19 protein-coding genes are annotated in these 26,881 nt (G+C 47.8%); 15 read left to right on the top strand and 4 right to left on the bottom strand.

Annotated elements, in window-relative coordinates; translation table 11 throughout:
- Nucleotide 1 precedes the first annotated feature (1 nt).
- From H7F15_RS05565 to brxL, 5 genes are read left to right on the top strand one after another with little or no spacing between them, the layout of a single operon-like run.
- Complete coding sequence (locus tag H7F15_RS05565) at nt 2–586, top strand: DUF1788 domain-containing protein (protein ID WP_185195978.1); 585 nt, start codon at nt 2–4, stop codon at nt 584–586.
- The gene (gene brxC, locus H7F15_RS05560) at nt 583–4,122 is read left to right on the top strand and encodes a BREX system P-loop protein BrxC (protein WP_185195977.1); all 3,540 of its coding nucleotides are present in this window, start codon (nt 583–585) and stop codon (nt 4,120–4,122) included. The genes H7F15_RS05565 and brxC overlap by 4 nt, the downstream gene beginning before the upstream one ends.
- 3 nt (nt 4,123–4,125) lie before the next feature.
- Nucleotides 4,126–7,953, top strand: a complete 3,828-nt coding sequence (gene pglX / locus H7F15_RS05555; protein ID WP_185195976.1) for a BREX-1 system adenine-specific DNA-methyltransferase PglX — start codon at nt 4,126–4,128, stop codon at nt 7,951–7,953.
- The gene (gene pglZ / locus H7F15_RS05550) at nt 7,950–10,445 is read left to right on the top strand and encodes a BREX-1 system phosphatase PglZ type A (RefSeq protein WP_185195975.1); all 2,496 of its coding nucleotides are present in this window, start codon (nt 7,950–7,952) and stop codon (nt 10,443–10,445) included. Before pglX ends, pglZ begins: the two co-directional genes overlap by 4 nt.
- Before the next feature lie 2 nt (nt 10,446–10,447).
- Nucleotides 10,448–12,475, top strand: coding sequence for a BREX system Lon protease-like protein BrxL (gene brxL / locus H7F15_RS05545; protein ID WP_185195974.1), 2,028 nt, complete (start codon nt 10,448–10,450; stop codon nt 12,473–12,475).
- 73 nt (nt 12,476–12,548) lie between these two features.
- Here the strand turns inward: brxL and H7F15_RS05540 are convergent, their stop codons facing one another.
- On the bottom strand, nt 12,549–13,523 hold the full coding sequence (locus tag H7F15_RS05540; RefSeq protein WP_185195973.1) for a nucleotidyl transferase AbiEii/AbiGii toxin family protein: 975 nt from the start codon (nt 13,521–13,523) through the stop codon (nt 12,549–12,551).
- Nucleotides 13,520–14,245 carry a DUF6088 family protein gene (locus tag H7F15_RS05535; protein ID WP_185195972.1) on the bottom strand — a complete coding sequence of 242 codons (726 nt, stop codon included), beginning with the start codon at nt 14,243–14,245 and terminating at the stop codon, nt 13,520–13,522. Before H7F15_RS05535 ends, H7F15_RS05540 begins: the two co-directional genes overlap by 4 nt.
- Nucleotides 14,246–14,551: 306 nt before the next feature.
- Between H7F15_RS05535 and H7F15_RS05530 the strand changes: the two genes are divergently transcribed.
- The 7 genes from H7F15_RS05530 to H7F15_RS05500 all read left to right on the top strand — a co-directional run bounded on the left by H7F15_RS05530 (nt 14,552) and on the right by H7F15_RS05500 (nt 21,408).
- On the top strand, nt 14,552–15,190 hold the full coding sequence (locus tag H7F15_RS05530; RefSeq protein WP_185195971.1) for a hypothetical protein: 639 nt from the start codon (nt 14,552–14,554) through the stop codon (nt 15,188–15,190).
- 30 nt (nt 15,191–15,220) lie between these two features.
- Entirely contained in the window at nt 15,221–16,276 is a 1,056-nt protein-coding gene (locus H7F15_RS05525) for an XRE family transcriptional regulator (protein ID WP_185195970.1), read from the top strand.
- Between the two features lie 697 nt (nt 16,277–16,973).
- Entirely contained in the window at nt 16,974–17,147 is a 174-nt protein-coding gene (locus H7F15_RS05520) for a hypothetical protein (protein ID WP_185195969.1), read from the top strand.
- Between the two features lie 93 nt (nt 17,148–17,240).
- Complete coding sequence (locus tag H7F15_RS05515; protein ID WP_185195968.1) at nt 17,241–17,813, top strand: toll/interleukin-1 receptor domain-containing protein; 573 nt, start codon at nt 17,241–17,243, stop codon at nt 17,811–17,813.
- Between the two features lie 7 nt (nt 17,814–17,820).
- A complete protein-coding gene (locus H7F15_RS05510) occupies nt 17,821–19,254 on the top strand; it encodes an SIR2 family protein (RefSeq protein ID WP_185195967.1) in 1,434 nt (477 codons plus the stop codon).
- 3 nt (nt 19,255–19,257) lie between these two features.
- On the top strand, nt 19,258–19,749 hold the full coding sequence (locus tag H7F15_RS05505) for a TIR domain-containing protein (protein WP_185195966.1): 492 nt from the start codon (nt 19,258–19,260) through the stop codon (nt 19,747–19,749).
- Nucleotides 19,750–20,184: 435 nt separating this feature from the next.
- A complete protein-coding gene (locus H7F15_RS05500; protein ID WP_185195965.1) occupies nt 20,185–21,408 on the top strand; it encodes an IS256 family transposase in 1,224 nt (407 codons plus the stop codon).
- A 153-nt stretch (nt 21,409–21,561) separates the two neighbouring features.
- Here H7F15_RS05500 and H7F15_RS05495 read toward each other — a convergent pair whose 3' ends face one another.
- Nucleotides 21,562–21,957, bottom strand: a complete 396-nt coding sequence (locus H7F15_RS05495; protein WP_255481105.1) for a helix-turn-helix domain-containing protein — start codon at nt 21,955–21,957, stop codon at nt 21,562–21,564.
- 55 nt (nt 21,958–22,012) lie between these two features.
- Here H7F15_RS05495 and H7F15_RS05490 point away from each other — a divergent pair, with 55 nt between their 5' ends.
- The 3 genes from H7F15_RS05490 to H7F15_RS05480 are packed head-to-tail and all read left to right on the top strand — an operon-like array spanning nt 22,013 to nt 24,598.
- Nucleotides 22,013–23,026 (top strand): hypothetical protein, encoded by a 1,014-nt coding sequence (locus tag H7F15_RS05490; RefSeq protein WP_185195963.1) that lies wholly within the window; start codon nt 22,013–22,015, stop codon nt 23,024–23,026.
- A gap of 18 nt (nt 23,027–23,044) precedes the next feature.
- Nucleotides 23,045–23,941 (top strand): HEPN domain-containing protein, encoded by an 897-nt coding sequence (locus H7F15_RS05485; RefSeq protein WP_185195962.1) that lies wholly within the window; start codon nt 23,045–23,047, stop codon nt 23,939–23,941.
- Nucleotides 23,942–23,989: 48 nt separating this feature from the next.
- Complete coding sequence (locus H7F15_RS05480) at nt 23,990–24,598, top strand: hypothetical protein (protein ID WP_185195961.1); 609 nt, start codon at nt 23,990–23,992, stop codon at nt 24,596–24,598.
- A gap of 467 nt (nt 24,599–25,065) precedes the next feature.
- Here H7F15_RS05480 and H7F15_RS05475 read toward each other — a convergent pair whose 3' ends face one another.
- A complete protein-coding gene (locus H7F15_RS05475) occupies nt 25,066–26,067 on the bottom strand; it encodes a transposase (protein WP_221627004.1) in 1,002 nt (333 codons plus the stop codon).
- Nucleotides 26,068–26,881: the final 814 nt, after the last annotated feature.

Genomic DNA, 26,881 nt, shown 5'->3' with positions numbered 1-26,881 from the left:
CATGAACAGCGTAGCAGAAGGATTTGAGCATTTATACAAGGTAATATCCAGCAGCGACTTTCTGGAAATGAAGTCGCTTGGCGGTGAAATCCCCTTCTTTATTTCGCCCCATGAGGCGAAAGACCAGGTAGAAGTGGACAAAGCCATCAAAGGCCTCCGGAACAAGCTGAAGAACCACGGCATTCCTGTGCTGGAGATAAATCTCTACGACCTGGCCATGATGATCATCAACCGGGAGCTGGGGCAGGGGGAGATTTTCGAGCTGGAGAAGGAAATGGAAAAAGATGAGTTCAAAGAGGCGCTGCAGTCCATACTGGATATTAATGAAGTGCTGATGCCTGCCATCCGGCAGTTGATTGCCAGCAGCGGTGCCAAAGTATACTTCCTGACCGGCATAGGCTTGGTTTTCCCTTTTATCCGCTCACACAACATACTTAACAACCTGCAAAACGTGGCGAAAGATGCCCCTACGGTGGCCTTCTTCCCAGGGAAATACAATGGGTACTCTTTAGAGTTGTTCGGCCTGCTGAAAGATGACAACTACTACAGGGCTTTTAACATCGACAACTACAAACTTAAGGCATGAAACTGCAAGACATTTTTGAGAGAGACATCACCCGTACCATCGAAACCGTTATCAAGGCCGATGACCAGGAGCACGTCTTTCAGGAGGTAGAGGAGTATGTGGTGACAAATGAGGTCGCCCGCAAAATCCGTGACTTCTTCGCCGCCTACAACGATTACCAGGGGGCCAACGGCGTCTGGATCTCCGGCTTCTTCGGGTCGGGTAAGTCCCACCTGCTCAAAATTCTCTCTTATGTGATGGAGAACAGGGAGTTTGACGGCTTTAAGCTGGGGGAGGTGTTTGCCAACAAGATAGAGGATGACGAAATGCTGAAGGCGGACGTGATCCAGGCAACACGTATCCCTTCTGAGTCCATCCTGTTCAACATAGACCAGCAGGCCCAGATTACGAGCAAGCAGGAGGAAGACGCTATCCTGAACGTGTTTTACAAAGTGCTCAACGACCACCAAGGCTTTTTCGGGGGGCAACGGCACGTGGCGGATTTTGAAAGGTGGCTGACCTCAAAAGCAGTTTATGCAGATTTCACCAAGAAGTTCGAGGAAGAGGCCGGGGAGTCCTGGTTTACGGGCAGGAGAAAGTACTTCGACCCGAAGGTTAAGGAGGCCATCAACAGAGCGCTTACTTCGCTGCTTGGCCCTGCCCAAGAAGGATATCAGAACATTATCAAGACCTTGCGCGATGACAGCGTCATTTCCATCCTGGACTTTTGCGATAAGGTAAACGAATACATCAAAACAAAGCCAAAGGGCTTTAGGCTGAACTTTTTCGTGGATGAGGTGGGCCAGTATATCAGCGACAACACCAAGCTGATGCTCAATCTGCAGACGATAGCCGAGACACTGGCGACAAAGACAAAAGGCCAGGCCTGGGTGCTGGTAACCTCTCAGGAGGATATGGAGAAGGTGGTGGGCGATATGAACAAGTCCCAGCAAAACGACTTCTCCAGAATCCAAGCCAGGTTCAAGATCAAAGTGCCGCTTACCTCAGCCAATGTGGACGAGGTGATCGAGAAGCGTCTGCTCCAGAAAAAGGCGGAGCCAAAGGCGCTGCTGGCACATACCTGGCAAAAGCAGCACTCTAACCTTGAAACGCTGCTCTCCTTCTCAGAGGTGGGGGTGCAGTTTAAAGGCTACAGGGAAGAGAAGAACTTCGTCAACAAGTACCCCTTTGTGCCTTACCAGTTCGACCTGTTCCAGCAGTGTATTCGGGCGCTGTCTAACCATAACGCCTTTCAGGGGAAGCATGCGTCGGTAGGGGAGCGCTCTATGCTGGGCGTTTTCCAGGATGTGGTGCTGCGCATGGCCGATTGCGATACCGATGCACTTGTTACCTTTGATCTGCTCTATGAAGGTATCCGCTCCACCATCAGGGGCGAGATACAAACCTCTATTACCCTGGCAGAGAAAAACCTGGATGATGCCTTTGCCATCAAGGTGCTCAAGGCACTCTTCCTGGTAAAGTATTTCACCAACTTTAAAACCACCACCCGCAATATCTCGGTGCTGATGATCGACAATATCCACATCGATCTGAAGGCGCACGACAAAAAAGTGCTGGAGGCGCTAAACCTGTTGGAGGCGCAGACTTACGTGCAGCGAAACGGTGACCTGTACGAGTTCCTGACCGATGATGAGAAGGACATTGAGCAGGAGATTAAGGCTACGGACGTGGATGAGTCAAGCGTAACGCAGATGCTAAATGAGCTGATTTTTGATGAGGTCGTTCAGGACAACAAGATCAGGTATGCGGAGAACAAGCAGTATTATGAGTTTACCCACAAAATAGACGGTGTTATACTGGGCAGGGAGAAGGAGTTAGTGATAGACGTGATCACGCCTAACAATGACAACTACGAGAACCCTGACCTGCTGAGAGCGCAAACGCTGGGTTATAATACCCTGATGATGGCCGTGCTGCCTGCCGATGAGCGCCTGCTGAAGGATGTGCGGCTTTACCTGAAGACGGATAAGTACATCAAGCAAAGCCAGTCCACCAATAACAAAGAAAGTATAAAGCGCCTGCTCTACGATAAGGGAACACAAAACGGGGAGAGAAAACGCACGCTGAAACTACTCCTGCAGAAACTGCTGGGAGAGGCCGATATCCTTATGAACGGCAGCAAGCATGAGATCGGGAACACATCGGACGGCAGAACAAAGGTGATTAACGCTTTCCAGGACCTGGTAAAAATCGCTTACCCGAACCTGAAAATGCTCGGTTCAACAGCTTTCTCCGAGGATACTGTTAAGCAGACGATCAAGACTAAGATGAATGACCTGTTCGGCACTGATGACAACACCATCTCGGAGCCGGAGAACGAGGTACTCAACTATATCAACAGAAGAAAAAAACAGTCAGACCGCACCTCACTGACCGACATCCGGGATCAGTTTGTGAAGAAACCCTACGGCTGGTACCCGAATGCTATCTGGACTGTGGTGGCCAGGCTTTACAAGCGGGGGAAACTGGATGTTAGGCAAAACTCAAACCTGCTGGGCGATGAGGAGGTGCTTGCCTCGCTGCTGAATAACAGGCTGCAGCCTAACACCTTACTGGAGCCGCAGATCGACTTTGACCCCAAGCAGGTGAGAGCCCTGAAGGAAGTCTACAATGAATTGTTTGATGAGACTTGTGCGGCTACCGAAGCCAAGGATGTGGCCCTGGCTTTCAGAAACAAGTTGAACAATGAGCTGACTTTTGTGAGGGACCTGGTGGCGCAGCGCAACAGCTATCCTTTTACGGCCTCTTTAGAGACTTTGCGTGACACCCTGGATAAGTTAGCCAAAAAGGAGCTCAACTATTTCCTGCTCAACCTGAAGGACTTTGAAGATGAGCTGCTGGACACCAAGGAAGATCTGCTGGACCCGATCAAGCGCTTCTGGAACAGTGACCAAAAGAAGATCTATGATGAGATAAAGGTTTTCCTGAACGGCGATCAGTCCAACTTCGAGCATATCGAGGGGGACGAGCTGCAGACGCTGAGGACGGTTTACGCCGACAGAAAGCCTTATGTCGGTACAGGCATTCGCGATGCCAAGGCTGCGATGGAAGCCCTGAGCAAGAAAGTGCTCAGTAAGCTGGAGGAGGAGAAAGAGAAGGCAGTTGAAACGGTGGAACAGCACAAAGAGCAATTGTCTGCCAATGCTGACTTCCTGAAGCTCACTGAAAGACAGCAGGAGAGTATTCTAAAACCGCTGGATGAGGTGATATACAAGATCAAGGGCAACCGGTACATCTCCAACATCAGGCAGTACGCTTTAGGAACAAACGACCTGAAGGTGCGATTGCTTAACGAAATCCAGAACCTGCTGCCCAAACCAGCTCCGGTGCCGGTGCCAGGAGGTAATGGCCAGAGTGGCGGTGGCGCGGGCAATGATGTGCAGGATCGCCCGGTAGTGTATGTACGACGCGCCAATGTAGAGGTAAAATTCAAGAAAGGCACGCTGGAGACAGCGCAGGACGTGGACGATTACGTGAACACCATCCGTGAGGCTTACCTCAAACAAATACAGGAGAACAAGAGAATTACGCTATAGCAGATGAATACCAATAAGCTAAAGAGGTTTGCCCAGGAGGCGCGAAAGAAACTGATAGAGCAGGTAGGGGCCAAGCTGGAGTACGTGCTGCATACCGATACTGTAGAGCTTCGTGAAAAGGCATTGCAGGTAAAGGCGCTCAAGGATGAGCTTGCCAGAACTAGTAAAGAGCAGCTGATGGAGAAGGTAGCCTATACCTGGTTCAACCGCCTGATAGCGCTTCGCTTCATGGACGTGAATAACTACCAGCCGCTTGATATCCGGGTGATCTCCCCGAAGGAGGGCTATACCTTCCCGGAGTTGCTGGACGAGGCTAAGCAGGGGCACATAGCTGAAGACTTGAAAGTGAACGCTCAGCAGGTATACGACCTGTTAGACGGGCGTGTGCCGAGCGCTAACCCGCAGAACGAGGCTTATAAGGTGCTCCTGATCGCGGCCTGCAACCACCTGCACACGGTGCTGCCTTTCCTGTTTGAGCGCATAAACGACTACACCGAATTGCTCCTGCCCGACGACCTGACCAGCGAGTTCTCCATCGTGCACGACGTGCGCGAAGGTATGGCCGCTGAGGACTGCCAGCAGGTGGAGATTATTGGCTGGCTCTACCAGTTCTACATTTCCGAGAAAAAGGACGAGGTGTTTGCCTCCAAGGCCAAGGTGAAGAAAGAGGATATCCCAGCTGCCACGCAACTCTTTACGCCGCGCTGGATAATAGAGTACATGGTGCAGAACACCGTGGGCAAGCTATGGCTGCAGAACAGGCCCAACTCCCGGCTGCGCGAACACATGCCATACTTTATAGAATCGGCTTCGCTGCAGAGTGAGGATTACCTGAAGATAAGCTCTCCAGAGGAAATAACTTTACTGGACCAGGCCTGCGGATCGGGGCACATCCTGGTTTATGGCTTTGAGTTACTCACCAAAATCTACGAGGAGGAAGGTATCAACCCTAGTGAGATACCAAAGCTGATTATCCAGCACAACCTCTACGGCTTCGAGATAGACGAGCGGGCGGCGCAGCTGGCAGCCATGGCCCTGATGATGAAGGCCCGCAGTTACCAACGTCGCTTCTTCAAAAAAGGCGAAGTGCCACAGCCGCATATCCTGTGTTTTCAGGATATGAAGCTAAATGCTGAAAGTTTGGCATCTATCATGGATGCCTGTAATCTACCAGTTATTGCCCCTAGACTTGAAGACGTAAAGATAAAACTTGGAGAAACGCTCTTTTATCAGCTACTAGAAAAAGGAGGGGTTACAGTAGCTAAAAACGATTGGGCAAAGCTACCTGAAAAGAAAAAGCAAGAGCTTGAGAAGAACGATAAAGTACCCTTTCTATACTTACATGATCTTCGTGATATTACTAAGTTTAAGCTTGAACTAATACAGAAGCAGCTAACAGAGACTGGTATAGGTTATACAAGCACAGAGTTTAAACATGTAAAGCTAAACGACCTTGACATCTTAAACTTGTTTTCAAGCTCCTTTGCTTCCACATTATATCAGGATTTGCTAACACTACAGCAGGCGACCAATTTAGGCTCTCTTATACTTCCTAAAACTCCTTTAAAGGAAATTGAAGCTGCCCTAAAGGAAGTGCAGGAATTCCGGCACCAGGACGATGCTTTTTATCAATATCAGTTAGAGGAACTGAAGCAAGGGTTAGAGCACCTACAATTACTTGCCCGAAAGTACACTTGCGTAGTAGATAACCCGCCTTATATGGGTGGTGGCAACATGAATGCGCCGCTTGCTGATTTTGTGAAGCGGAATTATCCTGACAGCAAAGCTGATTTAATGGCTTGCTTTATGGAAAGTGGTTTGGCTATGCTGCAGCCTAAAGGCTTCTTAGGTATGATCAACCAGCATAGCTGGATGTTCTTAGGTAGCTATGAAAAGTTAAGGAAGAAGCTTATTAAGAACACATTTTTTGACACTTTACTTCATTTGGGGTCGAGGACTTTTCCTGAAATAGGAGGGGAAGTGGTTCAAAATGCCTCGTTTACTTTTTGGAAAGCCAAGAATGTTGATAATGGTAAATATATACGCTTGGTAAACTTTGAGAAGTCCGAGTTAAAACGTTTCAAAGTACTAGAGGCAATTAATAATAGAGGATGTGGTTGGTATTATAATGCACATCAGAGAGACTTTGAAAAGATACCTGGAAACCCTATTGGATATTGGCTAGGCAAGGGCTTTATACAGGTGTTTGCTCACAAAACAATTGGGAGCTTTTCTAAATCTGATGGACAAACTAAGTCTGGTAATAATGACAAGTATCTAAAATTATTTTGGGAAGTTAATAATTATGACTTTGGTATAGATAAAAAGTGGGTTAAACATCCTAAAGGAGGAAGCTTTAGAAGGTGGTATGGTAATCTTGAGACTGTGATTGACTGGAGCCAAGAAGCTAGGTTACATTACAGGAGGGATAAGGTTGCACGTATTCTACCAGATAATCTGTGGTGGAAAAAAGGAATATCATGGACTTTAATTACCACCGGAAAGCAAAGCTTTCGAGATTATAGTGATGATTCAATTTTTAACCTTGCTGCACCAACTATTTTTTTTGATAACGAGGATATAAGAATATATAGCCTTGGCTTACTTAATACAGTTCTTAGCGAATACTTGCTAAAGGTATTTAATCCAACACTAAATTGTAACATTGGAGAAGTTCAGGCTATACCTTTATTAGAATGCTCTGATAAAAATCTAATCAATTCCATAGTTTTAAATTCTATAGATTTAAGCAAAAAAGATTGGGATTCAAGAGAAACATCATGGGATTTCGTTGCAAATGAACTCCTGCGAATTAGAGGTATAAATACTCCCGACATTGATATAGAAGAATCTTATGATTTATACCAGCAATACTGGAGAAATAAGTTCTTCAAACTTCATAAAAATGAGGAAGAGCTAAACCGCCAGTTCATAGAAATTTATGGCCTTCAGGAAGAGCTAACTCCTGATGTCCCTTTAGAAGACATCACTATTATCCAAGAAGAAACCAGCATTGATAATGGTGAATTAATCTTCCACGCCGATGAAGTGATGGCTCAGTTCGTAAGCTACGCCGTGGGCTGTATGTTTGGCCGTTTTTCGCTGGACAAGCCGGGACTTATATTGGCCAACCAAGGCGAGACGCTGCAGGACTATCTACAAAAGGTTGCGAAGTCTGATCAGGAGATTTCCTTCCTGCCCGACGCCGACAACATCATCCCAATACTCGACGACGAGTGGTTCGAAGACGACATTGTGGGCCGCTTCCACGAGTTCCTGAAAGTGACGTTCGGCGAGGCCAACTTTGCTAAAAACCTGGCTTTTGTAGAGGAGTGCCTGGGCAAAGACATCCGCAAATACTTTGTAAAAGACTTCTACAACGATCATGTGCGCCGGTATAAGAAGCGTCCGATCTACTGGCAATTCTCCTCGCCTCAAGGGTCTTTCAACGTGCTGATTTACATGCACCGCTATACCCCGGACACGGTCAATAACATCCTCAATAAGTACCTGCGCGAGTACCAGGAGAAACTGCGCACCCGCCGCGAGCACCTGGATAGGGTAGAGGTGAGCGGTTCTGCCACCGAGAAAACGAAAGCTATCAAGGAGAGGGCCAGGATTGACCAGGTGCTGCTGGAGCTGCAGGAGTATGAGCGCGAGATTCTGTACCCGCTGGCCACCGAACGCCTCGCCATCGATCTGGATAACGGCGTGCTGGTGAACTATAACCTTTTTGGTAAGGCTGTAAAAGCCGTTCCCGGCCTTAACGATGCCAAGACCAAAAAGAAAGTGGCGGAGTTTGACTGGGTAAAAATACCGGAGGTAGTATGAGCCAGATAGAAGATTCGCTACGCAAGCTTTTCGAAAAGTACAGGATTATCTTCTGGCACGATGAAAAGGAGGAGCTAAAAGATAGGTTTGAAGAACTGGCTCTGCCTGGGGTGGAGCGCATTTATGTACAGAACAACGAGTTCTACATCAAGCACAAGATTGCCAGGGAAGATCCGGAAGGCCAGTATCTGATTTACCGCACCGGCAAGCGCCCAGCTTATGTAAATAACTGGCTGCAGGACCTGGAACTGGCGCACTACGAGTTCCATACCAATCAGGAGGCTACTTTCCTGCAGGAGCTTGGGCTTGATTACGGCTTTAAAGACCTGGTAACTGAGCACATCGAGTTCTTCAAGAGCAAAGACCGCAGGCAGAAGCTGAAAGCCCTGTTGGGCAAAGTAGATACGTTCAGGGACATCCGCTACAAAATGCTGGCTGTCCTGTTCAGTACCAACACCATCAGCCTGACCGCCTTTATACAGGCGCATGCCAGCGCCTTTAACGATGGCAACGAGCGTCCGGATCGGGAGCTGGAGCGCTATAACCTGAACACGTTCTACTGGGGCCTGATCAGCGACAGCTTTAAGTATTATGCCGAGTCGCCTGGTATCTATGATTTCCTGCTGGAGGTGTTTTCTAATGTGTTCTCGCTTACCAAAAGCTCCGGCCTCACCAAGGATGCCAGCCTGTTGCTGTCGGTATGGAAAGACACTATCTCCTACCAGGAAGCCTTTCAGCAACTATCCGCTAAAATAGCGGAAGACCTGAACGTGCAGCCCCTGTTGGAAGACGCCAACCTGGAGGATATCCTGGAGGATGACCTTTTCCGTCTGGTGGATTTCAAGATCATACACGACCTGATTCATCTAGTGGTTAGCGAAAGTATTGGCAATGACAAGGCCAGTCAGGTAATCAAGCACCGGGAGAACAAATACTGGTACCGGGAGTTCAAAGACTTTTATGCGGCCACCTCCCACGCCATGGAGATGATCTCGCTTGTCCGTAAGTATGCCAGCGTAGCCTTTTCAAGTATAGAGCAGGGAGCCAAGCGCTACAGTCAGGACTTGCACCTGGTGGATTACAACTACCGCAAGTTCATCTGGCATTACCGAAATAAGGGTCAGAACAAGGTACTGGAGCCGCTCTTTGAGAAAGTAGAGAAAGTATACTCCAACGACTGGCTGCTGCAGCTAAACAACAACTGGCAGTCTGTAGTGGACGCTGCTCCGGAATGGCCGCTGCTGCCACGCGTGTCTCAGTCCCGCTTTTATAAGGACCATGTGGAGCCAACCCTAAACAGAGGGCAGCGCCAATTTGTGATCATATCCGATGCGCTGCGCTATGAGTGCGCCTATGAGTACCTTCAGAAAGTGAACGCTGAGAACAGGTATGAAGGTGAGCTACAGTACATGCTGACGGCCATGCCTTCCTATACCCAGCTGGGTATGGCGGCACTGCTGCCCCACAAGTCGCTTTCTATAGTAGACGGCTCAGACAAGGTGTGTGTGGATGAGCTACCTTGCCAGGGACTGCAGGGAAGAAATAAAATATTGGCTGCGTTGGAAGGGTACAAGGCCGTTGGCATTCAGGCTGAAGAATTCATGAAGATGAATTCTTCTACTGAAGGCAGAGCCTTTGTGAAGCAGTACGATGTCATCTACATCTTCCATAACCAAATTGATAAGACCGGTGACGACAAGACGTCGGAGGACAAGGTGTTTGAAGCTGTTGAAAGGGAGCTGGTCTTCCTGATGGACGTCATCAAGCGCATCGCCAACATGAACGGCACCAATATGATCATCACCTCCGATCATGGCTTTATCTACCAGCACACAGCTCTGGAAGAGTCAGATTTTTCGGACGTGCAGGTAAACGGGGAAGTCTGGAAGGAGAACAGGCGCTTTATCCTGGGCAGGAACCTGAAAGGCGACGCCAGCACCAGACACTTTAAAGCGGGTGAACTGAATCTGGCAGGAGACTTCGACGTGCTGATACCAAAGTCCATCAACAGGCACCGGGTAAAAGGGGCTGGCTCCAGATTTGTGCACGGCGGTGCTTCTCTGCAGGAGGTAGTCATCCCGCTGGTGAAAGTCACCAAGAAGCGTCAGGATACCCTTAAGCAGGTAGACGTGGATGTGATTCAGCAATCTAACAAGATCACTACAAACATCCTCTCTGTGTCTTTCCTGCAAACAGAGGTGGCTACTGATTCTATCCAGCCAAGAACGATCCGGGCAGCCATCTTCTCGAACGACGGGGAGTTGCTGAGTGATCAGTTCAGCTATAACTTTGACATAGAGGAGGGCAGTGAGCGACAGCGCGAGGTAAAACACCGCTTCCAGCTGAGCAGCAAGGCCAGCGGCAAGTATAAGAACCAAACCGTGAAGCTGGTGCTGGAAGAGCCGGTAGAGGGGTCCTCTAAATGGAAGCTTTACAAGGAGTACATGTATACGCTAAACATCTCCTTCTCCAATGATTTTGATGATTTTTAAGAATGAGTACGATTGATCAGCTTCTAAATACGCATTTCTCGGGCAAGGTAGTGCGCAAGGACCTCACTAAACTGGTGAAGGGAAATGCCATTGTGCCTACCTATGTGCTGGAGTACCTGCTGGGGCAGTACTGCGCTACGGATGTGGAGGACACAATTGCAGAGGGCGTAGAGAACGTGAAGAACATCATCTCCAGGCACTTTGTGCACCGGGATGAGGCACAGATGATAAAATCTACCATCCGGGAAAAAGGCTCACACCGGATTATCGACAAGGTGTCGGTAAAGCTGAATGACCGAAAAGATGTGTATGAGGCTGCCTTTGCCAACCTGGGCCTGAATAAGGTGGTCATCAGTGATCTGGTTGTGAAAGACCACAAGAAGCTGCTCTCCAGCGGGGTGTGGTGCATTGTTACCATGGGCTATATGCCATCGGATGAGCGCGATGTGTCTCCCTGGATCATCGACAGCCTCAAACCTATACAGATAGCCAACATTGATGTAGCCGAGTACAAAGCCACTCGCAGGCATTTTTCAAAAGAGGAGTGGATCGATGCATTGATGCAGTCCATTGGCTTGAACCCGAAAGAGTTTTCTTTTAGGTCTAAACTCCTGCAGCTCTCTCGCCTTATACCTTTTGCTGAGAACAACTACAACCTGATTGAGCTGGGGCCGAAGGGTACAGGCAAGTCGCACATCTACTCGGAGATGTCACCGCACGGCATGCTTATCTCCGGAGGGGAAGTATCCAAAGCCAAGCTTTTCGTGAACAACACCACCGGTGACATTGGCCTGGTGGGCTATTGGGATGTAGTGGCTTATGACGAATTCGCGGGCAAGGACAAGCGGGCGGATCGTGGCCTGGTAGACATCCTGAAGAACTACATGGCCAACAAGTCCTTCTCCAGGGGTACACAGGTATATGGCGCTTCTGCTTCCATGGTATTTGTCGGTAACACGGATCACTCCGTGCCCTACATGCTAAAGCACTCCGACCTGTTCGAGGCCCTGCCAAGAGACTATTACGACACCGCCTTCCTGGACAGGATACACGCCTACCTGCCGGGCTGGGAAGTGCAGAAGCTCCGCAACGAGATGTTCACCTCTGACTATGGTTTTATTGTCGATTACCTGGCTGAGGTACTGAAAGAACTGCGCAAGGAGGATCACACGCATGCCTACACCGAATTTTTTGAGCTATCAGACAGTATAACTACCCGTGATAAAACGGCCATTTCCAAGACCTTCTCAGGACTGGTAAAAGTAATCTTCCCAGATGGTAGTTTCGGTAAAGAAGATGCCCAGGAGCTACTGGAATTTGCCATCGAATGCAGAAGGCGTGTGAAGGAGCAGCTTCATATCATGGATGAGACCTTTGAGAAGGTTGATTTCAGCTATACCGACAAAGCCACTGGCACTAAGAAGGAAGTACAGACGCTGGAAATTATCGAATATGGCGCTAAAGACAAGGCTCCGGAGCCAGCGTTTGAAGTAGCACCTGAAAGCGCTACAGTAGTCGCAACGAAACCAGAGGTTAAGGAGGCAGAACCGGAAGCAGGTCAAAAGATTATCCGAGACAATCAGACGGGTGTTTCCTATGAGAAACTGTTTGGCAGGCACCTGGCAGGAGCTACTGACATCAAGCTTATAGACCCTTATATCCGGTTGCCGTACCAGCTCCGGAATTTCATGGAATTTACCGCACTGGTTGCCAAAGTAAAGGAAGAGGGGCAGGAGGTAAAGCTGTACCTGGTCACCAGCAACAACGAAGATTATCTGGAGAATGCCAAGGAGGCATTCAAGGAGATCATTGATTCGCTGGAGCCGTCAGGTATCTTCTTTTCCTTTGAGTTTGATGAGAATATTCATGACCGTTCCATTGAGCTGAATAATGGCTGGAAAATCGTGTTAGGGAGGGGTCTGGATATTTTCCAGAAAACCAATGGCCGCTGCGATATAGCGGAGTATTGCCAGGAGAAGCGGCTATGCAAGGCCTGTGAGATTACTTATCTTTTTGACTCTAAAGTATGAGAAGCAATTAGTCCCACAACTTGTGGGACTAATTGCATTGAGCCAGCTCTACAAGATCTGACTTAGGGCTTTATTAACTTTCTCTGTTTCCAAAAGTCTTGAGGCGTGCAGCGACTGTTTCCAAGTCAGCAATTACTACCTCCGGGTCCGGAAGCGTGCCGTATACTAGGGAACGAAATTCCTGCTGGTATGCAGTCTCTAAAGAATTCCAAGCTCCTTTCACGTCGGCGAACAGAAGGCAGGCATCCAGCGGTTGCGTGGCCCAGTCGCCCTGAAACTCGCTGTTTCGGGCATCATCGGCCTGTACGTCCTTGATCATTTGAAAGAAGTCCTCGCTGTGCAGAAAGGTGGCCACTGCAGGTGTTTTTAGCATGGCGTGCAGGTCATATACGTGGCGGATCTTGCTACCTAATTCATCTACTGGGTTTTCGGCATAAGAAGCCCGCACCAGGGCTAGTACTTTCTCTGTGAAGGTGCGCTCCAGGCTCACCACATTCACCTCAAAAGGCTCTAGCCCGTACTGGCGGATCAGCTCCAACAAACCACGTTGAGCCATAAACTGGCTGATGTAGGTCTTGATTGGCATCAGCTGGTGCGGGTTGGGGCTGGCAAAGGAGTTTATCTCCACCAGAATCTTGTCGGTTGCCTGGCCATAATCTCCTGGAAGAGCAGCTTCGTAGTCGTGCAGCGTTTTGCGGAAGCGGGAGCCTTTACTGGTCCGGTACGGGTCATCTACCTCCACCATGTCCTTTGTGATCTCTTTTGAGATTTTGCGGATCAGCTGCATGACCTGGTTGTTAGTCATGCCCTCGTCGGCGTTGATGGCCAGGTCGATGTCCTCGGAAAAACGCTCAATCAGGTTGTAAGCTTTGGACAAGGAGGTGCCGCCCTTGAAAATGGCTTGCTCCACGTAGGGGGAGTGGGCCAGGCGGTAGAGCACCAGCGTCACCCAGTAGTCTTTCTCCACATACACATCCCTGATCTGCAGGGCCTCTGCCGTGGCCGTAATGGCATCCCGAAACACCTCCGGGTTTTGGTGCAGGTTCATATAATATTCCAGTACTTTCTGTTAGGCAGTATGCTCTCGCTAATGCCCAGTTTGTATTTTGTCAGCGGGTTCAATGATTGCCTTAGCCTGTCTGCCTCCTCTGTAAAGCCCAGACGTTCCAGCAGGGCTCCCAGCAGGGCACGGGTAGCGGGGTTATAGTCCAGCGCCAGCGCCATGAGCCGATCCATGTCGCGTTCGGCTAACTCTTTGATATACTTAAGCAGAATAAGGATCGTCTTTTCGCTGTTGCGGTCCGGGATCTTCTTGTAACCGCGCAGAGCGTCCAGGACTTGAAGCTTGTCAATGTCAGACTCCTTAAAGTTGGTAGGGCTCTGCACATAGCGGATTTTGGTTCTCCCTACATTCGCTACCCGGCGCTGCTTGCGTGTCATCAGCGTCACCTCCTGGGGAACCTGCGTGGTCAGACCCAGCTGGTTGTAAAGTCCCAAACCGCTCTCGTACCCTTTGACTTTGCCTTTGGAGGTGCTCAGGCTCTTGATAATCTCTTTTTCGGATGGTTTTACTTTCCCAAAAACAGTTTCCTTTGGCTTATAGTAGCGGCCTTTTGCCAGTCGGTTTATCACCCCTTGCTTGGCCAGGCGGCTGAGCGCCGCTGCCAGGGCCTCCAGCTGGCTATCATTTACCTGAAAATCAGCATAAGTCAACAGCTGACCGGGCTGGGCCTGCTCTACTCGTTCCCGGACTTGCTGCATGATGCTCATATTTTGCTCCCCTGTAGCGTAAAACTACCTTCAAAGATAAAATAGGCACTCTATTATGTCAAGTTTTTTTGTTATAAAACTTGACATTAACTCAATTAGTTTCAAAACAGGAGTCAGGACAGAAGAGTGAGATACATGAGCTATAAGAACACTAGCAACATCAATTTACAAATAGATAATACTTGATTAAAAAACCTTTATGACATGGTCGAAGCCTTGTATGAAAAAAAATGTCAAAAATTTTATTCGTGATTTTGCCTGTTATATTTTTAGTGATATATTTGAATCGAAATATATAGAATGCCCATGGAGACAACTCTACGCCCTACCATAACGCTATCTGACTTCCGTGACTTGGTTACGCCAGATGAACTGCAAGCTATTGTCAATGCTGTGGAAAGGGCCATCGCCATCACCCTGGAGGTAGAGGGTACAGACCTCTATATCCCGCACTTCCGTGCCATTTACTCCTCCTGTCTTTTTCCCCGCATTTGGGGTATGCTCGAGGAAAGATTCAGGATCGATGAGGACTGGGAGGTAAAGAAGACACTCATGACCTTTACTTTGATAAAGAAAGGCGTGTGCCAGTTCCACTTCTACAAAGGAAGGGCAAACGCCGCCTTCAAGGCTAACTCGAAGCGCCAGAAAGCGATTGTGCAGGGAGAGTTGTACGCGGACCTTGAAATGCTGCCGAGCGTCATTCTGCAGCACTTCTCTGACCGGGCCAACTCACATTTGGTGGGGTTTCACGCGCTTTTCTTCGTGAGGGGGCAGCTGATGGAAGAGTTCGACGTCCTGCGTCAGGCCTCTACCCACAATCTGGCGTTGGAGCTGGAGCAAGATATTTACCCAATTACAGATGAGGCAGACAGCTTGGTTATAAAGTTCCGACCTAAGAAAAAAGGGAACACCGGCAATGACTCAAAGCAACAACAGAAAGGATAATAGCATATGCAGACTCGGTTCAATTACCAAATGCTGGAATTAGCCAGGTCATCGCGCGGCATCACGCAGAAGGAGCTCGCGGCACTTATCAATAGGACACAGGCAGCGGTCTCTCAATGGGAGCACAATCTGCGCGAACCGAACGAGGAGGACATTGCCCTGCTCTCAGAGGCACTGGACTACCCTGTCAGCTTCTTTTACCAGGAAGACATCGACTCCTATCTGCCCCCAGTACAGGGGCACTACCGCAAGAAGGCGGCGCTCAAGGCGGTGCCGCGGACACAGCTGGAGTCGCACTTCCGGCTATTGGGAGGGTGGATCAGCAAATTGCAGGACGCCATTGAGCCGGAGGACGGCATCGCCGTTCCGGACTTTCTGGATGACTCGGTTACGGATACTGCGCCGCAGGACCTGGCGCGCAAGCTGAGAGCCAAGTGGCGCGTGCCGAACGGCCCAATCAGAAACCTGACCGCGCTACTCGAGAACCACAAGATCGTGGTGGCCAAGACGTGGATGGCTAATGAGAACGTGGATGGCTACAGCTTCTTTACGAGCCGGGGCCTGCCCGTTATTTACATCAACCGTGAGTACAGCCTTGACAGGATGCGCTTTAGTCTGGCTCATGAGCTGGGGCACTTGGTCATGCACACAGACTGTCTCCCGGGTGAGGAGCGCGAAATAGAGGCGAACCAGTTTGCGAGTGAGTTTTTGATGCCTGCACACGACATACACGACCAGCTGATCGGCCTTCGGTTGGAGAGCCTGATGGGGCTGAAAGCCCGTTGGGGCTGCTCCATGGCGGCCATTGTCATGCGTGCAAAGCACCTTGGCCTGCTCAACGAGGAGCGGCACAGGGGGTTGATGATCCAGCTGGCGCCTTACCGGAAGAAGGAGCCGGTTGACTTGGCAAGGCATGGCTTTACGGAAGCATCACAACTGCTGAGGGAGATGGTTCGCTGCCACCTGGAAGACTTGGAAATGTCTGCTACAGACATCAAGGAGATGCTGCACCTGAACGGGGGGGACTTCCGTCAGTTCATGGCTTCGCTGGGCTTTGCCAATGAGGGGATGTACGTGTCGCGCTGATTAGTTTAGAACCTTCAAGAGTGAGAGTATGACAAGGCTCTATTTTTGGCAGTTATTTCGGCGAGCTGTATGTCAAATTGCCGGTAATTGTCAATTGTAAATTAATATATAGCAATAATGGACGTAGATGGTACGCTTCTTGTTCATACTAAAAAATAAAACCAGCTAATCTATGCTGCAAACATACGATTGCTGGTTTTTACGGGTCAGAATCCGCCAAGATTCTGAAGTGAAGTTGACGCTTCGGTAATGGTACTGCAAAAGTAATGAAATTGTTACAACCTGCAAATCCACCTGAATTCTTCACTCGGCCTAGCCAGCCTACCCTCTCCGGCTACATTCACCTATCAGGACACGGTGCGCCTAAAAGCACCAAAGGTTGTTTGCCTGCACCTCAAAAGACAGGTAATGGATTTATAACGAATGTGCATGGATTAAATAGAAAGAGAGGAGAACATAACCATCAACAGGACACTTGTTGTCCAAAGTGTCGGCAATGAGAGACAGTTCAACAGGAGTTTAGTGGCAGCACTTTTTCCTAATAAATGACTTGTACTCTTTCTTGAAGAACATGGCACTCATTTCAGCGCATGCCGCCGTAGCAGTCGCCCGAGCATTCTGTGCCTAGGGGTTTAAGCATGCGCCCAGTCGGGCTACGTGTATACACCGCATATTTGAGATTTTAACCATACAATAGATGGCAACTAACAAACCGGCCGGGGACGGCCATAGAAACGGAGCCGTAAGAGGGCGCTCCCAAACTTATAACTCACAGAATGATCGTTGGGTGAAGCGTAACGCCAATACCGGGCGCTTCATGGACCAGAAATCTGATGACAAGCCTTTTAAAGGAGTGCGCAAGGAAAGATAATTTTTACAGCACCTCACCTGATGAAATATGCATATTGATGTTTACTAGGTGAGGTGCTAAAAGCTTTATAATAAAATTATTAAAAGACAATTCATGGCAATATTAAATACCACCAATATAATCAACTTTAAGAACAATATTCCTTTTATAACGCGCAATCGCTATATGGGCAGAAAGGATCGGTTGTTTGAAGCAAGGCAGCAAGGTGCTGTAACAGTATTCTTATCCCATAGTCATAGTGATGCATCCAGTAATAAAGATATATTTGAAGGAGCTATATCGCTTCTTTCTTCGCAAGGTGTAGAAGTATATGTTGATTGGCTAGATGAAAGTATGCCAAAAGTTACAAATGCGAGCACAGCATTGAAACTTAAGGAAAAAATAAACTCAAACAAAAAATTTGTACTGGTAGCATCACCCAATGCGATCACCTCAAACTGGGTTAACTGGGAACTCGGTTTAGGTGATGCTGCAAAGTATCAAAATCACATTGCACTCTTTCCTTTTGTTAGCGATTCTTCATCATGGAAAGATGCAGAATACTTGAATATATATCCTTATATAGAAAAAGCCAATCCGTATTTACCTGACACCATAAGAGACAATTATGTAGTTAGGTTCCCAAATGGCCAACTTCAAAAATTATCTTCTTGGCTAGCAAACTAACTATATCATGAAATCTGAACACGAATTGTTTGTTAAGGATTACCTTAAAAAGTTAAACAATGGCTCTGCTGCGATATTTGCAGGAGCAGGTCTCTCGGTTGGCGCTGGTTTCATTAACTGGAAGGAGCTTTTAAATGATATTGCAACTGAATTGAAACTGAACATCGAGTTAGAATACGATTTAATTTCACTTGCTCAGTATCATGTGAATGAGAAGCGAAACAGCAGCTTCTTAAATAAAAGGATAGTTGAAGAATTTGCAGAAAGAGCTGAACCTACTGAGAACCACAGGATTTTAGCCCGCTTACCAATCTCAACTTACTGGACAACAAATTATGATAACCTAATCGAACAGACGTTAAGGGACTATCAAAAAATTGTTGACACTAAGCATACACCATCTCAACTTACTACTCACAGGAATAGACGTGATGCTGTAGTTTATAAAATGCACGGAGATGTAGACCATGCTACTAATGCTGTCTTAACAAAAGATCATTACGAAAGATATTACAAAACTCATGCACCTTTCATTACTGCACTAAGTGCTGACTTAGTAACAAAAACTTTCCTATTTATTGGATTTAGTTTCTCTGATCCAAACATAAGTTATGTCCTTAGCAGACTTAAAGTTGGGCTTGATGATGAAACAGGGCATCATTATGCTTTTATAAAAAAAGTTGCTCGAGGAGATAAGGGAAGTGAATCAAAGGAAGACTTCTTGTACAATCAGCGTAAGCAGTACTTTATGCTCGAAGATCTAAAACGATATGGCATCAATGCAGTTGAAGTGGACAGTTACGATGAGATAACAGAAATATTAATAGCCATAGAAAGACGATACAAGCAACAAACAGTTTTTATCGCTGGTAGCGCTGAGGAGTATGGTGAATGGGGTAAAGACAAGGCATTAACGTTCATACACAGCTTAAGCAAATCATTAGTTGGAAAAAACTATAAAGTGGTAAACGGATTTGGTTGGGGTGTAGGAAGCGCAGTAATCAATGGTGCTCTAGAAATGATTTACGAAAAGCCTCTGATACATACGGAGGAGCAGCTACTAATTAGGCCTTTCCCTCAGGTAAAAACTGGTAAATATGAGCTGGGTAAACTCTGGCAACAATATAGAGAGAGGATGATAAGTTTTGCCGGAGTAGCACTTTTTGTATTTGGTAATAAAATGGAAAATGGGTCCATCATAGATGCCGGAGGAGTGAGAAAAGAGTTTGAAATAGCTCAAAAGCAAGGAGTTGTTTTGTTGCCTATTGGTGCTACTGGATATATGTCGAAAGCTTTATGGGAAGAAGTTATGCAGGATTTTGATACCTTTTATCCCAATCTGCCAGAAGTGCGGAAACTAGTAGAACAATTGGGAAACTCTGAACCAGAACAAATCATAAAAATTATTTTACAAATTCTATCAATAATTAATAAAAAGTAAGACATGGCAAGAAAAGTTTTTTTTAGCTTTCATTATAAGAATGACAATTGGCGAGTAAATCAAATTAGGAATAGCTGGGTATGCAGGCCAGAAGGAGAGGCTCAGCCTTTTCTAGATAAGGCTGAGTGGGAAAAAATCAAACAAAAAGGTAAGACTGCTATACAGAACTGGATTGATGACCAAATGAAAGGTTGTGGGGTTACTTGTGTACTAATTGGTGAAGAAACCGCACAAAGTGAATGGGTAGGTTATGAGATTAAGAAAAGCCACACTGATGGTAGAGGCCTTTTCGGAATTTACATAGATGGTATGTTGAACCAAAACCAGGTTAGAGGCACAAAAGGTACGAATCCATTTGATAACTGGTATATTGAAGAAAATGGTAAAAAGAAAAATCTTTCAGAGATATACCCTGTTTATCATTGGATTAACGATAATGGTCGTGAAAATATAGGTAAATGGATTGAGAAGGCAGCTAGAGCTGCCGGAAGATAATCTATATACAACAGTTGAGGAAGTGCTGTAAAGTGTTAAAGGCCCTCTACAGCAGCTCCTCTTTTTTTATACAAGAGTCAGTTTAATTTAGCAACTCTTAGCTTTTACATGATAGCTTAGTCGGAAACGACCAAGTTAGCGACCAAGATGAAGAAGAGCTGGTTAAGAGCGTGCAACCAAGAACTTATAAAAGTTCTATACTATGCGCTGAAACCAGCTAAATGAAAACTCATTCTGGAGGACGGACGAATCCTAGCCAACTACAGGGACAAAGTGAGTCGCTATAATGCTATTATTACTGGCGGGGGAGAAGGTCCATACATCCTAATGATGTGAATGCCTGAAATATTCTTGGGTATATAAACACTGAAGCCCGAGAGGCTGTAAAATAAACTGTGTCAAAGGATTAGAAGTATTACCTTTAACACAGTTGACATGGAAGAAAAAAACGAGCTGGATCTGGACAAGATCAAGCGCCAGTTTCTGGAAGAGTTTCGGAGCGGCAAACCCACCTTTGGCAAAGACGGTGCCTTAGGGCCTTTGTTAAAACACTTTTTAGAAGCCGCTTTGTCGGCGGAGATGGACTTGCACCTGACAGATGAGCAACGCAAGCAAGGTAACCGGCGCAACGGAAAGGTCAGCAAACAAGTGCGTACATCAGACGGAGTAATTGAAGTAGAATCATCCCGTGACCGCTCGGCTAGCTTTGAGCCGCAGATCATCCGCAAGCGTGAAACGGTGCTGGCAGAGAACCTGGAACCCCGCATCCTGAGCATGTACGGTCTGGGCATGAGCCTCAGGGACATCTCCGCTCATCTGAAAGAGATGTACGACATGGACATCTCCCATGACACACTGGCTGCCCTTACTGAAAAGATCGTGCCCCAGGTCAAGGAATGGCAGGCCCGGCCCTTGGACAGGCTCTACTGTATTGTCTGGCTTGATGCCATGCACTACAAGGTGCGGCAGGAAGGGCGCACCATTTCTAAAGCTGTCTACAACATACTGGGTATTGACCGCCACGGCCACAAAGAGCTGCTGGGCGTGTATGTCTCCGAAAGCGAAGGGGCTACCTTCTGGCTCTCGGTACTTACCGATCTGCAGCAGCGGGGCGTGGAAGATATGCTCATTGCCTGCATTGATAACCTCAAGGGCTTTGCCGAAGCCATCAGCAGTGTTTTCCCGCAGGCTGAAGTACAAAGCTGTATTGTTCACCAGATCCGCAATAGCATCAAGTATGTGGGCTCTAAGGACCAGAAGGAATTCATGCGGGACCTCAAGCCCGTGCACCGGGCAGAGACAAAAGAACTGGCCGAGCTCAGGCTGCTGGAGCTGGAAGAGAAGTGGGGCAAAAAGTACCCCAAGGTACTGGAAAGCTGGCAACGGAACTGGGATAAGCTGAGCACGTACTTCAAGTACACCGAGCCGATCCGTAAGCTGATCTATACCACCAATACTATTGAGGGTTTTCACCGCCAGGTCAGGAAGGTGACCAAGACCAAAGGAGCTTTCCCAACGGATATGGCCCTGCTAAAGCTGATGTACCTGTCTCATCAGAACATCAGCAAAAAATGGGTCATGCCGCTAAGTAACTGGAGCCAGACGGCCCAGCAACTATCCATCTGGTTCGGGGAGCGGATGCAGCTGGACTTGAAGTGAGACGCACTTCAAAAGTTTGGCCCTGTTGCTGTAAGGATTCACACCAGTACACCAACAGGGCCAGTAAACTAAAATAGGGAAATGACACAGTTTAAATTACACTCCCAAGCCCGACCTTTGGGGACACGGGCTTTATACATTGAAACAATGCTATTATTCCTTAATCATTTTCTTCAACAACTCCACCTTTTCCCTCTCACTCTGCAGTAAACGCTCATAAAGCTTCTTATTCTCTTCAATGACCTCCAATAACTTGTCGATTGGGTTAAATGTGATGGTACAGTTATTATTTACTGAACCTGCATTATCATGAAGTGTACTTGAAATAATAGTGATTACAGCCTCATCGCTATAATTTTTAATGGCTTCAGGAGTTACACCTAATATTTGAGCCACTTTAGCCAAAATATCTTCTTCTATCGTTTCGCTTGTCTCTATTCTTGATACAGTCTGCTGACTGACCCCCATTTCCTGTGCAAGCGTTTCCTGCTTGATGCCGCGCAGTTCGCGGATGCGGCTGATCTTTCTGCCAATATGTGCTGGTTTCATAGTCGTTTCCATTTATCAAATATAGCGTTTTCACGTGAGTAAGAAAAACACAAAGATGAGTAAAATACCCATGCTTTGGGTTCGGTACACCAAGGCAAAGCGCCAAATTCAGGTAAATCAACCAACTATTGCTATGTACGCTGTGAAAACACACATCCCGGACGAGATTGTTCACCTGACTGAAGAAGAGCGGCAGGAGCCGGTAACCGTTATTTTAGAGCTGTTCAGCATGAGCACCATTGATTACTGGCGAATTGATTTGTGGCAATACCTAAAAGCCGCCACTACCAAACTGGGCTGGCCCATGATGAGACAGCCAGGCGATGCTGTGTCCCTGCAGAAGATGCTGGAAAAACTGATGGAAAGCTGCTGGTTGATATTGCTTAAGAAAGAAGCTAGCGATGGGGAAGTGGAACTGCCGGTTTTTACGCCATATTCAAAGGAGTGGTGGGAAGAAGAAAGGCAAAAGCGACAGGAACATCGTACGAATCAGAAAATTTACGGCGGCAACATTCGCCTGCTCAGGAACCGGGAACTGGGCAACCCCTGCCTGGTTTTAAAGGCTTTCTTTGAAACGATGCCGCTTGCCCGGTGGAAGAACCTGCTCAGCGACTGGACGGAATACGCGCTGCGCCGAACAAGTATGCTTGAAGAAACCGAAAACTACGACCTGCTTGTGCACTATGAGCAACTGGTAAAACTGCTGGAAGTAGCCTGGATCATTAACTTCAGGTATCTGGGAAAAGCAAACATGATCACAGATGGAAAAGAGCAGGAAGCTGAAGCAGACACAACAACAGCTTTACCAAGTCTAATACCACCAAGCCCCACTCTGCAAAAAGACATTATATCCTTCCTGCAGGAAGTGCCGCCCGAGCGGCTGAGCGATAACCTGCTGCGGGTTTACATGGGGTACCTGAAATATAAAGGCAGGGATTCGCCAGATGATGACGATTCAACGCTGCATGATTTTGTGAAACTCTACAATTTACTTCGATCAGCAGAGCTTGATGCCGAGGGGATATTTGAGGAGATAAAAAGACTGGAGCAGGAGCAGGCTAAAAACTGAGCGCATACAATGGAGAATATGTTGAAACAATTACCCGCTGAAGATCAGGATGAGCTTCAGGGCATTGTTGCCAAACTGGTGCAGCAGTTCCAGCCTGAAAAGATCATCTGTTTTGGGTGTGTCTCATCTAAAAAAATAAGCCACAGCTGTTTTGCCGAAGCAACTGATGAAAGTTGCAACCACTTTTTCCTGCTGGTGGTAACCGCCGCCGGGAAGCGTATTGAGCATGATGTACAGAGCTATGCTACCAACCATTACACGAAGGGCAAAGTCACAGTACTGGCACATAGATATGAAACAATTGAGAAAGCGCTAAGCAGGCAAAGCCGGTTCTTTTGCAGGGTTTTCAGGGAAGGCACGCTGTTGTACGCTGCCAATGGGCTTACTGCAATGCCCACACTGCCGGAAGTTTGCCCCCGCAAAACAACTGAAAAGGCAAGAAACCATTTTCTTAACCGCTTCGACCTGGCGCAGGGATTCTTTTGCGCAGCAGAAAACGCTTTGGAAAGCGGTTACTTTAATTGTGCAGTGTTCTTAATGCACCAAGTGGTGGAGCAGTCGTGCAGGGCTTTGATACGCGTGCACATAGCCTACCGGTCGGACATACACCATCTGGGCAGGCTGCTGGATCTGTGTTGTTGTTTTTCTCCTGAACCGGCCCGTGTTTTTGCAGGCAATACAACGGAAGATACCCGGCTCTTTTCCATCCTTGCCAAGAGCTATTTAGAAGGACGCTACAAAGATGAATTTCAGGTTGACGAAGCAGATGCAAGGCTACTGTACCGGAAAGTGAAATACTTTATGGAGTTGACAAAGGACTTATGCTTTAAAAAGATTGAAGCGCTGGAAACAAAAGCGCTCCTTTCTGAAGCTCAAACTAAATTAGAAATTGAAGAGTTGATACACACTGTATGAAAGCAACAAAAAAGTACCCGTGGAAGAACGCTCCTGTACAGCTGTCAGATGAAGAAGTTGAGAATACAGGTAGTTACGCTCTTTTTTCTATCGCACAAATTGCCCGCCATCAGAAAGCAGCTGCTCCGGTACCTGATAGCCGGGATAAAGGATCAACATAAGTGGAAGTATAAAAAAGTGGTTGACCTGCTGTATACTTTCCAGGATGTGGAAAGGCTGATGGAGGCCCTTTGGCTGCTGCATAAATCAGGAGTAACCTATACGGAAGCGGATAGCGCTGGCAGGTACGGCCCACACGCACTTGATATACACTGGTCTGCTGCAGTGGAAAATGAACTGGCGTTTTCTGATTATGATGAAACGGATTTTTACACCAATAACCTGAGCCAGGCAGAAGAAAGGAATCCTTATCTCGTGATCAATGTGCTTTTCGAATCGCAGGACCTGGATGCTGTCAAGTCAAAGATATCCTTCTGGTGCCACACCGCCTTAACCAACCCCTGGGAGTACCAGGCAATGGACAAAGTAGAGATGGCAGACATTTACCAAAGGGTAAATAAAATAGTGGAAGCAGCCTTCGTGCTAAACGAGATACAACTTCTCAAAAATGGAAACAAGTCCAGTATACTTGGAACCCCGCTGCAAGTGAAAGTATAATCCGGAAACAGTCCCGGTAGAGCTGCACGGTCTATTTGTAAGGCAATTGCAGGAAGTTGTGGAGCGCAAATTGAAATGGACTAAATTATTTGAGCAGGAGAGATGCTCACACTTTATTGATTAGCTATCATAAAAGAAAAGTACAAAAGCAGTTAAATTGCACTTTGCCTCCAATGTGCCCTGCTTGCTCCGCTAGAATTTTCATTCAGCTTCTCTACACAGACATAGTCTGTCTGCTAATTTGCCGTATCATCGGTCTGGAAGAAACAGGAACTATTAAAGGAATCTGAAGGTGTAAAAGCGTGCCGGTTGGGGCACGAGTATTCTATGTCATAAGCAACAATTTTCTAAAGAATCTGCAGCTGATGGTTGTCTTTACCTTTGGCTATAAGTTGGGCAAAGCCATCCCGGGCGCTGCCAGAACCTGTTGGCAGCACTTGCCAAAGAACCGTTCTCAGCTTACCGGCTCAGGCCGCGTAGCGCATCAGCTCTACGTAAGCTGTTTTGCGGGCAGCCACGGCAAACACGCGGGCCACCAGCTTGTTGCGGACCATGTTGAGCACGCACATCTTGTTCTTGCCCTCAGCCAGTCTTTTCTGGTAGTAGGCACTGAGTTCAGGATCGCCACGCGAGGCTCCCAGGGCGGCCATGTGGAGCATCTTTTTGACCTGCTTGTTTGCCAGCGGGCTGACCTTGGTCTTCCCCCGTACGCTAGTGCCCGACTGCCACTCAAACGGGGCGATACCGGCATAGCAGGCAAACTTGCGCCAGGTGGCAAAGCGGGTGAAGTTGTGGGTGTAGGTGATCAAATACACGCCCACCAGGAAACCCACGCCCTTGATGCCGCTGATCAGCTCCAGCATCTGTTTCAGTTCCTGGTCATCTTCCACCACCTGCCGTATGGCCTGCTCCACCCGTTTTATCTGGGCATCCATGCAGCTGATCACGTTGGCGTAAGCATCCTGAAGGCCGTCCAGCTGGCAGGGCAACAGAAAGCGCCGCTGCTCCTTTTGCGTCACATAATAGCCCACCCGGTCCCGCACCAGCCGGTCCCGAAGCGCCAGCAGGGGCTGCAGCTGCAGGACAGCCTTGGCGGGCAGCCTGGTGGGTTGGAGCGTTTGGCGGTGCAGGTAAGTGTAATTAGCAATCCTTTGAGCGTCCACCCGGTCATTCTTGCCCCGGCAGATACCCATCGAACGCTTCAGTTCCAGGGCCGCCACCATCGCGAAAGTAATGTCCTTTTCCTCCAGGTACACCGACAGGGCCAAGGAGTAGAAGCCGGTGTGCTCAAAGCAGACCAGCACCCTGCTCAGGTCATCTGTTTCAAGAGACCTGCTCAGCCATCGGATCAGGGTGTCATAGCCAGAGCGGTTGTTGGACAACTGGCGGTGCAGGTTCAGGGAATGGATGAAAACATCAAGCGAAGTCTTGGAGACGTCGATGCCGACAAAGTACTTGTAGTGTTTCATAGCAAAAGTATTAAGGTGAAACATGGTTGCCCAACGGCTAAAACTCTTACAAGACCTGTCTGTCTAAAATTCTATCTGGCCACCGGCAACAGGACAGCAGGCGCGGGGACTAATACTGACCAAAGGCCCAAAGCCTGGCAAGATGTGAAGGTCACCCCGCGCCGCTGTTTTCCTTTACTCCACCTAACTTTTTAAGGACATAAAACTATGGAAACAGAGCTGAAACGATGGCCCTTAAACCTTACAGTGAAGGTAAGAGCAAGATGTATTTTTGTATACAAAAATGGTCCTTCCACACAGGTCAGGACCGGCTAGCGCCTGCCTCGGAACTCGGCGCTTTTTCTTTTCCATGACCACATTACATAAGGTCCATATTTCCTATTCTTAACTAGGTTCGCACCTTTACACGCTGCTAGAAATATGAATCAATCTTGCATGGAAACATTTATAAAATACAATCTTAGGGACTGCTAAACTTAGGAGTAGTGGGGCTTAAGCAACACGAAAGGAAGAAGAAATCCTGTTATAAAGTGCTTATTATTGGAAGACACCGCAACGCAAAAGTGCGGGGGCATTTATTCTGCTGCAAAGGTAGCCCTGGGCCCGGACACGGGTGCGCTGCGCCAAGGTCGTCCAAACAAAAGGGGTATCCCTGAAGGGAGCCCTCCGCATTTTCTTTGGCTCCACCTCCTATGTTGAATTCTTATGGGGGGAGAACAGCGCGTTCCAGTAAAAGGGTCTGATACCTACATAAGCCTATACGTTATTTCCCATGCTCCAGTCTTGCCAATCACTCTCCTATGAGCAGATAGCC

The sequence above is a fragment of the Pontibacter sp. Tf4 genome (genome assembly GCF_014212495.1).
Classification (GTDB): Bacteria; Bacteroidota; Bacteroidia; order Cytophagales; family Hymenobacteraceae; genus Pontibacter.
Note: the sequence above shows the minus strand (reverse complement) of the source record. Positions and strands in the feature narration are given on the sequence as shown.

Coding starts and splice junctions, on each gene's coding strand:
- H7F15_RS05475 (WP_221627004.1), bottom strand. CDS start 26,067: ATGAAACACTACAAGTACTTTGTCGGCATCGACGTCTCCAAGACTTCG.
- H7F15_RS05485 (WP_185195962.1), top strand. CDS start 23,045: ATGTTGAAACAATTACCCGCTGAAGATCAGGATGAGCTTCAGGGCATT.
- H7F15_RS05520 (WP_185195969.1), top strand. CDS start 16,974: ATGGCAACTAACAAACCGGCCGGGGACGGCCATAGAAACGGAGCCGTA.
- H7F15_RS05495 (WP_255481105.1), bottom strand. CDS start 21,957: ATGAAACCAGCACATATTGGCAGAAAGATCAGCCGCATCCGCGAACTG.
- H7F15_RS05525 (WP_185195970.1), top strand. CDS start 15,221: ATGCTGGAATTAGCCAGGTCATCGCGCGGCATCACGCAGAAGGAGCTC.
- H7F15_RS05530 (WP_185195971.1), top strand. CDS start 14,552: ATGGAGACAACTCTACGCCCTACCATAACGCTATCTGACTTCCGTGAC.
- H7F15_RS05515 (WP_185195968.1), top strand. CDS start 17,241: ATGGCAATATTAAATACCACCAATATAATCAACTTTAAGAACAATATT.
- H7F15_RS05480 (WP_185195961.1), top strand. CDS start 23,990: ATGAAGAAGTTGAGAATACAGGTAGTTACGCTCTTTTTTCTATCGCAC.
- pglZ (WP_185195975.1), top strand. CDS start 7,950: ATGAGCCAGATAGAAGATTCGCTACGCAAGCTTTTCGAAAAGTACAGG.
- H7F15_RS05535 (WP_185195972.1), bottom strand. CDS start 14,245: ATGAGCATCATGCAGCAAGTCCGGGAACGAGTAGAGCAGGCCCAGCCC.
- H7F15_RS05505 (WP_185195966.1), top strand. CDS start 19,258: ATGGCAAGAAAAGTTTTTTTTAGCTTTCATTATAAGAATGACAATTGG.
- pglX (WP_185195976.1), top strand. CDS start 4,126: ATGAATACCAATAAGCTAAAGAGGTTTGCCCAGGAGGCGCGAAAGAAA.
- H7F15_RS05540 (WP_185195973.1), bottom strand. CDS start 13,523: ATGAACCTGCACCAAAACCCGGAGGTGTTTCGGGATGCCATTACGGCC.
- H7F15_RS05565 (WP_185195978.1), top strand. CDS start 2: ATGAACAGCGTAGCAGAAGGATTTGAGCATTTATACAAGGTAATATCC.
- H7F15_RS05490 (WP_185195963.1), top strand. CDS start 22,013: ATGAGTAAAATACCCATGCTTTGGGTTCGGTACACCAAGGCAAAGCGC.
- H7F15_RS05500 (WP_185195965.1), top strand. CDS start 20,185: ATGGAAGAAAAAAACGAGCTGGATCTGGACAAGATCAAGCGCCAGTTT.
- brxL (WP_185195974.1), top strand. CDS start 10,448: ATGAGTACGATTGATCAGCTTCTAAATACGCATTTCTCGGGCAAGGTA.
- H7F15_RS05510 (WP_185195967.1), top strand. CDS start 17,821: ATGAAATCTGAACACGAATTGTTTGTTAAGGATTACCTTAAAAAGTTA.
- brxC (WP_185195977.1), top strand. CDS start 583: ATGAAACTGCAAGACATTTTTGAGAGAGACATCACCCGTACCATCGAA.